The organism is Intrasporangium chromatireducens Q5-1, assembly GCF_000576575.1.
GTDB classification, from domain to species: Bacteria; Actinomycetota; Actinomycetes; order Actinomycetales; family Dermatophilaceae; genus Intrasporangium_A; species Intrasporangium_A chromatireducens.
The window spans coordinates 1-9,309 of record NZ_AWQS01000154.1; the positions used below are offsets into that span (position 1 = coordinate 1).

7 protein-coding genes are annotated in these 9,309 nt (G+C 70.3%); 2 read left to right on the plus strand and 5 right to left on the minus strand.

Annotation, left to right across the window (positions count from 1 at the left end):
- Positions 1 to 63: 63 nt before the first annotated feature.
- The 4 genes from N864_RS15500 to ligA form a co-directional block, all read right to left on the minus strand.
- Positions 64 to 1,314, minus strand: coding sequence for an ABC transporter substrate-binding protein (locus tag N864_RS15500; RefSeq protein ID WP_034718747.1), 1,251 nt, complete (start codon positions 1,312 to 1,314; stop codon positions 64 to 66).
- A 42-nt stretch (positions 1,315 to 1,356) separates the two neighbouring features.
- On the minus strand, positions 1,357 to 2,109 hold the full coding sequence (locus N864_RS15505; protein ID WP_051518661.1) for an ABC transporter ATP-binding protein: 753 nt from the start codon (positions 2,107 to 2,109) through the stop codon (positions 1,357 to 1,359).
- Complete coding sequence (locus tag N864_RS15510; protein WP_034718758.1) at positions 2,102 to 2,860, minus strand: ABC transporter ATP-binding protein; 759 nt, start codon at positions 2,858 to 2,860, stop codon at positions 2,102 to 2,104. The genes N864_RS15505 and N864_RS15510 overlap by 8 nt, the downstream gene beginning before the upstream one ends.
- Positions 2,861 to 3,038: 178 nt before the next feature.
- Positions 3,039 to 5,201, minus strand: coding sequence for an NAD-dependent DNA ligase LigA (gene ligA / locus N864_RS15515; RefSeq protein ID WP_051518663.1), 2,163 nt, complete (start codon positions 5,199 to 5,201; stop codon positions 3,039 to 3,041).
- Positions 5,202 to 5,266: 65 nt separating this feature from the next.
- Here ligA and N864_RS15520 point away from each other — a divergent pair, with 65 nt between their 5' ends.
- Together N864_RS15520 and N864_RS15525 are read left to right on the plus strand one after the other, a co-directional pair.
- A complete protein-coding gene (locus N864_RS15520; RefSeq protein ID WP_081793932.1) occupies positions 5,267 to 6,865 on the plus strand; it encodes a long-chain-fatty-acid--CoA ligase in 1,599 nt (532 codons plus the stop codon).
- Positions 6,866 to 7,011: 146 nt separating this feature from the next.
- Positions 7,012 to 8,244, plus strand: a complete 1,233-nt coding sequence (locus tag N864_RS15525) for a L,D-transpeptidase (protein WP_240474354.1) — start codon at positions 7,012 to 7,014, stop codon at positions 8,242 to 8,244.
- Between the two features lie 4 nt (positions 8,245 to 8,248).
- On the opposite strand, the gene N864_RS15530 is transcribed toward N864_RS15525, so the two are convergent.
- On the minus strand, positions 8,249 to 9,229 hold the full coding sequence (locus tag N864_RS15530) for a uroporphyrinogen decarboxylase/cobalamine-independent methonine synthase family protein (protein ID WP_034718752.1): 981 nt from the start codon (positions 9,227 to 9,229) through the stop codon (positions 8,249 to 8,251).
- Positions 9,230 to 9,309: the final 80 nt, after the last annotated feature.

Consider the following 9,309-nt stretch of genomic DNA (forward strand, 5'->3'; position numbering starts at 1 on the left):
CGTCCGGCCGGCCTGTGGTGACCGGCCGGACGACGCCCGGGACCGTTGGGTTCTGCTGTCGGGTCAGCTCAGCTTGCAGGCCGGGTTGGGGTCGCCGTAGAGCTCGGCAGCGGGGATCGTCTTGACGATCTTCTCGAGGTCCCACTCCTCGGTCACTTCGCTCTGCTTCTTGACCTCGGCGAGGTAGCCGTCGTGGATGACGTTGTGGTCTGCCTTGCGGACCTCGCCGTCGCGGAGGAAGACGTCGTTGATCTTCTTGCCCTCGAGCTTCCCGACGACAGCGTCGGCGTCGTCGGTGCCGGCCTCCTGGACCGCCTCGAGGTAGTTGAGCGCTGCGGAGTAGTTCGCCGCGTGCGCGAACGACGGACGAGTGTTCGTCTTCTCCTTGAAGCGGTCGGCCCACTTCTTGTTCGTGTCGTCGAAGTTCCAGTACCACGCGTCGGTGAACTGGGTGCCGGCGAACTGGTCCGCACCCAGCGAGTGGATGTCGGTGATGAACATCAGGCCGACGGCAAGCTTGGCCTTGCCCTTGACCGAGCTCTGGTTGAACTGCTTGACGAAGTTGATGAGGTCGCCTCCGGCGTTCATCGTGCCGATGACGTCGGGGTTGCCCTCACCGGCCTTGGTGATGAAGGTGGCGAAGTTGTCGTTCGGGAACGGGGCCGGGATCGACTGGCCCACGGTGCCGCCGGCCGCCTTGACCTCCTCGGTGAACGACTTGTTCATGTCCTGCCCGAACGCGTAGTCCGGGTAGACGATGTTCCACTTCTTGCCGCCCTCCTTGGTGATCGTGCCGGCCGTGCCCTTGGCGAGCATGGCGGTGTCGTAGGCCCAGTGGAAGGTGTACTTGTTGCACTGGTCGCCGGTGAGGGCGGTCGTGCCCGCACCGATGTTGATGTAGAGCTTCTTCTTGGCCTTGGCCTGCGTGGCGACGGCGAGGGCCGCCGCCGAGTTGGGCACGTCGAGGATGATGTCGGCCTTCTGGCGGTCGTACATCTCCTGGGCCTTCGAGTTCGCGACGTCGGCCTTGTTCTGGTGGTCGGCCTGGACGAGCTCGATGTCCTTCGCGACGGCCTTGTCGCCGTACTTGGCCTTGTAGTCGTCGATCGCCATCTGGATGGCGACACCGGAGTTGGGTCCGGACAGGTCCTTGTAGACGCCCGACTGGTCGTTGAGCAGGCCGATGACGACCTTGCCGTCGGTCAGCTTGCTGTCGCCGCCGCTCTGCGGCCCGCCCGCGCTGCCGCATGCCGCGAGTGCGAGTGACGCCGTGGCTGCGATGGCCAGAGGCGCCGTGAATGTCCTGCTGCGCATGTCCCCTCCCTGGGGTGTGGTGGTGATTGGTTGGTCCCGGCGTCACATGCCGAGATAGGTGAGCAACTCGCTCTCGCGGGCCTGGAACTCCTCGTTGTCGAGGTGTTCCACGACCCTTCCCTGCGCCAGCAGGTAGTGCCGGTCCGCCACGGTCGAGGCGAACTTGACGTTCTGCTCGACGAGCAGGACGCCAACTCCCTGGCCCTTGATCTCGCGGATGATCTCGCCGATGCGCTGCACGATGACGGGGGCCAGGCCCTCGCTCGGCTCGTCGAGCAGCAACAGTCGCGCGCCCATCCGCAGGACGCGGGCCATGGCGAGCATCTGCTGCTCGCCGCCGGACAGCTTCGTGCCCGGGAAGTCTCGACGCTCGTGGAGCACGGGGAAGTGTTCGTAGACCCGCTCGATCGGCCAGGCGGCGTCGTGCACGACGGGCGGCAGCAGGAGGTTCTCCTCCACCGACAGCGTGGCGTAGATGCCGCGGTCGTCGGGGACCCAGCCCATGCCGAGCCGGGCCCGTGCGTCGGCGGATCGTTTCGTCACCTCGAGGCCGTCGAAGGTGATCGAGCCCTGGGCCTGCTTGTGCAGCCCCATGACGGAGCGCAACAGGGTCGTCTTGCCCGCGCCGTTGCGCCCGACGAGCGTGACGACCTCGCCGGGGGCCACGTCGAGGCTGACGTCGGTCAGCACGCGCGCCTCGCCGTACCAGGCCGAGACGCCGACGACGTCGAGGAGCGGGCGGTCACTCGACGCGGCGCGGGGGCGGCCGGTGGCGACCTCGGTGGACTCAGGCATGGGACTCCCCCAGGTAGGCGGTGACGACTCGGGGATCGGCGCGGACCTCGTCGTAGGGGCCCTCCGCGAGGATCTGGCCGGCCTGCAGGACCGTGACGCGGTCGGCGAGCGAGCCGACGACGTGCATGTTGTGGTCGACGAAGACGACGGTGCGGCCGGCCGCGATCCGCTTGACCAGCTCGATGGTGCGGTCGACGTCCTCGATGCCCATCCCGGCGGTGGGCTCGTCCAGGAGCAGCAGCTTGGGGTCGAGCGCCATGGCGATGGCCAGCTCGAGGGCCCGCTTCTGGCCGTAGGCGAGCGCCCCGGCCGGCACGCTGGCCCGGTCGGCGAGACCGACCCGGTCCAGCAGCTCCATCGACCGGTCGCGGAACCGACCGAAACGCTTGACGGACTGCCAGAACCGGGTCGTGAGGCCGGTCGGGCTGGCGAGGGCGAGCTCGAGGTGCTCGCGCAGCGACAGCTGGTCGAACAGGCTGGTGATCTGGAAGGAGCGCGCGACTCCGAGATGGGCGATCTTCTCCGGCGGCAGGCCGCTGATGTCGCGTCCGTCGAAGAGGATCTGTCCCGAGGTGGGCCGGAGGAACCCGGTCAACAGGTTGAACAGGGTCGTCTTGCCGGCGCCGTTCGGGCCGACGAGCGCGTGCACGGTGCCCTCGGCGACGCTGAGGTTGACCTTGGAGACGGCCGTGAAGCCGCGGAAGTCCCGCGTCAGGTCGTGGGTCTCGAGCAGGGCCGCTGACGCGCTCACCTGCACCTCCTCGTGCATTCGTTCGGGCGACCGGGTTCGGCCGACCTCGCCACAGCCTAGGAGGGCGTGAGACGCGGGGCACGGGTGCGCCGCACACACCTCGGGACCTCATGTGGGCCGACACCACATCGCCCTTCGGTGGGCGCGGGAAGCGCCCGGACGCCCGTCGCGTCCGACGTCAGTCCGGTGAGCCGGTCGCCAGCAGCCGGACGAACTGCTCCTCGTCGAGGATCGGCAGGCCGAGCTCCTCGGCCTTGGCCGCCTTGGACCCGGCGTTGGCCCCGACGACGACCCAGTCGGTCTTCTTCGAGACCGAGCCGGCTGCCTTGCCGCCGCGGCTGATGATGGCCTCCTTGGTCTCGTCGCGGGAGAAGCCCTCGAGCGACCCGGTCACGACCACCGTCTTGCCCTCGAGGGTGCGCGGGATCGACTCGTCCCGCTCGTCGGCCATGCGGACTCCGGCGTCCGCCCACCGCTCGACGATCGCGTCGTGCCAGTCCACGCTGAACCACTGCGAGACCGACTCGGCGATGACGCCGCCGACGCCCTCGGCGTGCGCCAGCTCGTCGGTCGTCGCGGAGCGGATCGCGCCCATCGAGCCGAAGTGGCTCGCCAGTGCCCGTGCGGCCGTCGGGCCGACGTGCCGGATGGAGAGGGCCACGAGCACTCGCCAGAGCGGTTGGGTCTTCGCCTTCTCGAGCTCGGTCAGGAGCCGCTCCCCGTTCGCGGAGAGCACCCGCCCGTCGACGATGTGGTCCTCGGGGTCGGTCTTCTTCGCGGCGCGCGTGTAGAGGCCGACGCGGGAGAGCCGCTCGCGGGTCAGGCCGTACTCCCCCGCCCGCGGGCTCCCCGGCGCTGGCGGGAACAGGTCGCCCTCGTCGTGGATGACGCCCGACTCGAGCAGCGCGATCGAGCCCTCCCAGCCGAGCGCCTCGATGTCGAGCGCGCTGCGCGACGCCAGCCCGAAGAGCCGCTCGCGCAGCTGGCTCGGGCAGGACCGCGAGTTCGGGCACCGGATGTCCTTGTCGCCCTCCTTCTCCGGGGCGAGCGGCGTGCCGCAGGACGGGCACTCGGTCGGCATGACGAACCGCCGCTCCGTCCCGTCGCGCAGGTCGACGACCGGTCCGACGATCTCGGGGATCACGTCGCCCGCCTTGCGCAGCACGACGGTGTCGCCGATGAGCACGCCCTTGCGCTCGACCTCGTACGCGTTGTGCAAGGTGGCCTGCTCCACGGTCGAGCCCGCGACGACGACGGGCTCCATGACGCCATACGGCGTGACCCGCCCGGTGCGCCCGACGTTGACGCGGATGTCGAGCAGCTTGGTGTTGACCTCCTCGGGCGGGTACTTGAACGCGGTCGCCCAGCGGGGAGCTCGCGACGTGGCACCGAGCTGGCGCTGCAGCGCGATCTCGTCGACCTTGACGACGACGCCGTCGATGTCGAACGACCGGTCGTGACGGTGCTCTCCGTGGTAGGTGATGTACTCCTCGACCGCGGCGATGTCCTCGACCACGCGGTACTCGTCGGAGGTGGGCAGCCCCCAGCCGTGCAGCGCCTCGTAGGCCTGGCTCTGCCGGGTGATCTCGAAGCCGCGTCGGGCCCCGATGCCGTGCACGAGCATCCGGAGCGGGCGGCTCGCCGTGACCCGGGGGTCCTTCTGCCGCAGGGACCCGGCCGCGGCGTTGCGGGGGTTGGCGAACGGCGCCTTGCCGGCCTCGACGAGGCTGGCGTTGAGGTCGGCGAACGCCTCGGTCGGGAAGAACACCTCGCCCCTGACCTCGACCAGCTCGGGCAGCGACGCGCCGGTCAGCCGCGACGGTATGCCGCTCACCGCCCGCACGTTGTTCGTGACGTCCTCGCCGGTGCGTCCGTCACCGCGGGTCAGCGCCCGCGTCAGCCGGCCGTTCTCGTAGAGCAGGTTGACCGCGAGGCCGTCGATCTTCAGCTCCGTGAGGAAGCTCGAGCCGTCACCGACCTCCCGCTCCACGCGCTCGGACCAGGTGCGCAGCTCCTCGAAGGAGAAGACGTTGTCCAGGCTGAGCATCCGCTCGAGATGGTCGACCGGCTCGAACCCCGTGGCGAAGGCGGTGCCGCCGACCTGCTGCGTCGGGCTGTCCGGCGTGCGTAGCGACGGCCACTCCTCCTCTAGGGCGCTGAGGTGGCGCATGACCTGGTCGTACTCCGCGTCGCTGATCGTCGGGGCGTCCCGGACGTAGTAGGCGAACTGGGCCGCCCGGGCCTGCTCGGCCAGGTCGGTCCACTCGCGGTGGACCTCGGCGGGGACGACGTCGGCGGTCGGGTCGGCGGTCGGCTCGGCGCTCGGCTCGGTCTGGGTCACCCGCCCATCCTGCCAGCCGACCCGCCGGTAACATCGGCGCAGACACCGACGTCAAGGAGCGTCCCATGACCAACCTCGCCGCGTCCCTCGCGGACACCGCAGACCGGCTGCCGGACAAGACGGCCATCACCCTCGACCGAGCGGCCCTCACGTGGGGGCAGCTGCGGGGCGCAGCGGCCCACCTCGCCGGCCAGGTCCGGGCGGCAGGCATCGGGCCGGGCGACCGGGTCGCGCTCATCCTGCCCAACGTCCCGGCCTATCCCGTCACCTTCTACGGCTCGCTCCTGGCCGGGGGCGTCGTCGTGCCCCTCAACCCGCTCCTGAAGGCGGGCGAGATCGAGTACTTCTTCGAGGACTCCGGCGCCCGGGTGGCCTTCGTGTGGCCCGACTTCGCCGAGGAGGCCCAGAAGGCCGCGGCCCAGACCGGCACGCGGATCGTCGTCTGCGGGCCGACGGGCCCGGCGGAGGGCCAGCTCGACGAGGCGCCGGCGCTCGAGGCGGTGCACGAGCGGGCCGACGACGACACGGCCGTGATCCTCTACACGTCTGGCACGACGGGCAAGCCCAAGGGAGCCGAGCTCACCCACTTCAACCTCCGGCGCAACGCCGAGCGGTCGGCCTTCGACATCATCCAGATCGGCGAGGACGACGTCATCATGGGGTGCCTGCCGCTCTTCCACGTCTTCGGGCTCACCTGCGCCCTCGACGCGGCGATGCTGGCCGGCGCCACCCTGACCCTCATCCCCCGCTTCGACGCGGGCACCGCCCTCGAGGTGATCGCACGCGACCGCGTCACGATCTTCGAGGGCGTGCCGACGATGTACGCCGGGATGCTCAACCACCCGAGCGCCGACGCGGCCGACACCTCCAGCCTGCGCACCTGCGTCTCGGGCGGCTCCGCGATGCCGGTCGAGGTGCTCCGCAGGTTCGAGGAGAAGTTCGGCTGCCGGGTGCTCGAGGGCTATGGCCTTTCCGAGACCTCGCCGGTCGCATCGTTCAACATGCTCGACCGGCCGTCCCGGCCCGGCACCATCGGGCGCGCCATCCCCGGCTGCGAGATGCGTCTCGTCGACCTCGAGGGCAACGAGGTGGCCCCGGGCGAGATCGGGGAGATCGCCATCCGCGGCGAGAACGTGATGAAGGGCTACTGGAACCGGCCCCAGGCCACGGCCGAGGCGATCCCGGACGGCTGGTTCCGCACCGGCGACCTCGCGACCGTCGACGAGGACGGCTACTACACGATCGTCGACCGCAAGAAGGACATGATCATCCGCGGCGGGCTGAACGTCTATCCGCGCGAGGTCGAGGAGGTGCTCTACACCCATCCGGACGTGACCGAGGCGGCGGTCGTGGGGGTGCCCGACGCCACCTTCGGTGAGGAGATCGGTGCCGCCGTCGCGGTTCGAGCAGGATCGACGGTCACCGCCGACGAGCTCAAGCAGTACGTCAAGGACCGGATCGCGGCCTACAAGTACCCGCGCCACGTGTGGTTCCTCGACCAGCTCCCGAAGGGACCCACCGGCAAGATCCTCCGCCGGGAGGTGCACGCCCCCCCCGGACGCCTGACCCCATCACGTCGAGTGAGCGCAAACTCCGGAGTTGGCGCTCAGTCGACGGTTCGCAACCGGAGTTTGCGCTCAGTCGACGGTTCGCAACCGGAGTAAGCGCTCACTCGACGGGTGCGCGGCGCGCCGGTGCGCACGTTTTGGCGATCGGGTCACCGATCGGCGACACTGGGGGTTGGAACGTGTGGTAACGGGCCGAAGCTGTGCGCAGGTGCAGGGGGCCACATCTCTCGAGGGGACGGCGCGTGCAGCTGAGCAGTCGATCGAAGTCCATGGCGGCAGGCCTGGCGATTCTCGCCATGGTCGGCCTGTCCGGATGCAACGCCACGGCGAACGCTGGTGGCAAGGCCACCGCGACCCGGTCCGCCGCCGCGGCCCCGGCGACGAGCAGCACCCCGACCCCCACCACGCCGGCGGTCAGCTGGGTGACCGACCCCAAGGACGAGTCGACGGCCGTCCCGGTCAGCACCCGCGTCACCGCCAAGACGGAGCACGGCGACCTCACGTCGGTCTCGATGACCTACAAGAGCAAGAAGGGCAACGTCGTGCCGGCCGAGGGCTGGCTGGAGTCGGGTGTCTGGACGGCCAAGGACCTGCTGGAGCCGGGCGTCACGTACACCCTGAAGATGAACGCCACCGACGAGGCCGGCGACAAGACGACCCGCGAGCAGACGTTCACCACCCAGGACCTCACCCTCGATGACCAGATCGCGGTGACCGTCACCCCGGGTGACGGCCAGGTCGTCGGCATCGGCATGCCGGTCATCGTCACCTTCGACCTCCCGGTCAAGGACCGCGCCACCTTCGAGAAGCACATGAAGGTCACCTCGAGCCCGGCCCAGGCCGGCTCCTGGTACTGGCTCTCCGACCGCGAGGTGCACTGGCGCCCGAAGAGCTACTGGCAGCCCGGCACCAAGGTCCACGTCGAGGCCAACCTCAACGGCGTGCCGGCGGGCAACGGCCGTTACGGCCAGTGGACCCGCACCTCCGACTTCACCGTCGGCCGCTCGGTCATCGCCAAGGTCAACCTCAAGACCGACATGATGGACGTCTACATCAGCGGCAAGAAGGTCAGGACGATCCCCGTCACCGGTGGCCGCCCCGGCCTCGAGACGCGCTCCGGCGTCAAGGTGATCATGGCGAAGGTGACCAACATCGTCATGAAGGCAGAGACGATCGGGTTCAGGAAGGGCGACAAGAACTGGTACGAGGACACCCCGGTCAAGTACGCCCTGCAGCTGACGCACTCCGGTGAGTTCCTCCACACCGCGCCCTGGTCGGTCGCCTCGCAGGGACGCGCGAACGTCAGCCACGGCTGCACCGGCATGAGCGACGCCAACGGCGCCTGGGTCTACCAGAACTTCAAGATCGGCGACGTCGTCGAGACGACCGGCACCAAGAAGCCGATGACGATGGGCAACGGCTACGCCGACTGGAACCTCGGCTGGGCGAGCTACCAGAAGGGCTCGGCGCTCTGACGAGCTAGGCGGCCGAGCGCTCGGCGAGCTCCGCCGCCGCCTCGACCGCCGCCCGCTGCACCGTGCGCGCGGTCTCCGGCGTACGCCCCGCCAAGCCACACGCCGGGGTAACCCCGACGTCAGCGAGCGAGCTGAGCGGCATACCGACACGACGCCACGGCTCCACGATCGCGTCCGCCACCTCCTGCGCGCGAGTCCGCGACCCGTCAGTGGGGACGGCCCCGGCATGGAGTCGTATGCCGCTCTCCGCCGCGACCGCGATGCCTTCCCACCCGCGCGGGCCGAGGAGCGTCACGTCGACGCTGAGGGCGCTCGGCGTCGCCGACCGCAGCAGGGGCAGGGGCGGTCGGTCGGCACAGCAGTGAATGACGGTCCGGCCGTCGTGGGCAGCGAGGACCGTGCGCAGCGCGGCGAGCGCTTGCTGCGGGTCAACGGCTCGGAGGCGACCGAAGCCTGACGCGGTCGGCAGCCGGCCCTCGAGGACCGCCGGGAGGGACGGCTCGTCGACCTGCAGGACGAGCTCGGCGCCGGGCACGAGGCCCCGGACGGCGCCGAGGTGCTGTCGGACGCCCTCGGCGAGGGAGTCGGTCAGGTCTCGCGATGCCCCCTCGTCGACGACGGCGCGCTCGCCCCGGGGCAGCCACACGCCGGCCGCGAGGGTCCAGGGACCGGCGACCTGCAGCTTGAGCTCGCCGGTGTAGCCGTCGAAGGCCTCGGCCAGCTCGTCAAGGTCCTCGCGCCACAGGGCGGCGGTGCGGCTCGCGTCCCGGCCCGGACGGTCGACGAGGCGCCAGCCGATGGGCTGCAGGTCGACGGGCAACTCGACGAGGAGCCCGGCGGTGCGTCCGACGAGGTCGGCGCCGGGGCCGCGCTCGGGCAGCTCGGGCAGGTAGGGCAGGTGGCCGTCGAGCAGCTCGCGGACCTGGCTCAGCGCATCCCGGATGGAGGTGCCGGGCCAGGAGCCGATGCCAGAAGCGATGGTCACCCCGGCACTCTAGCGAGCCGCACTCCCCGCCCAGCGCGAGCCGAACCCTCCCGATCGAGCGTGCGCCACTCCCGATCGAG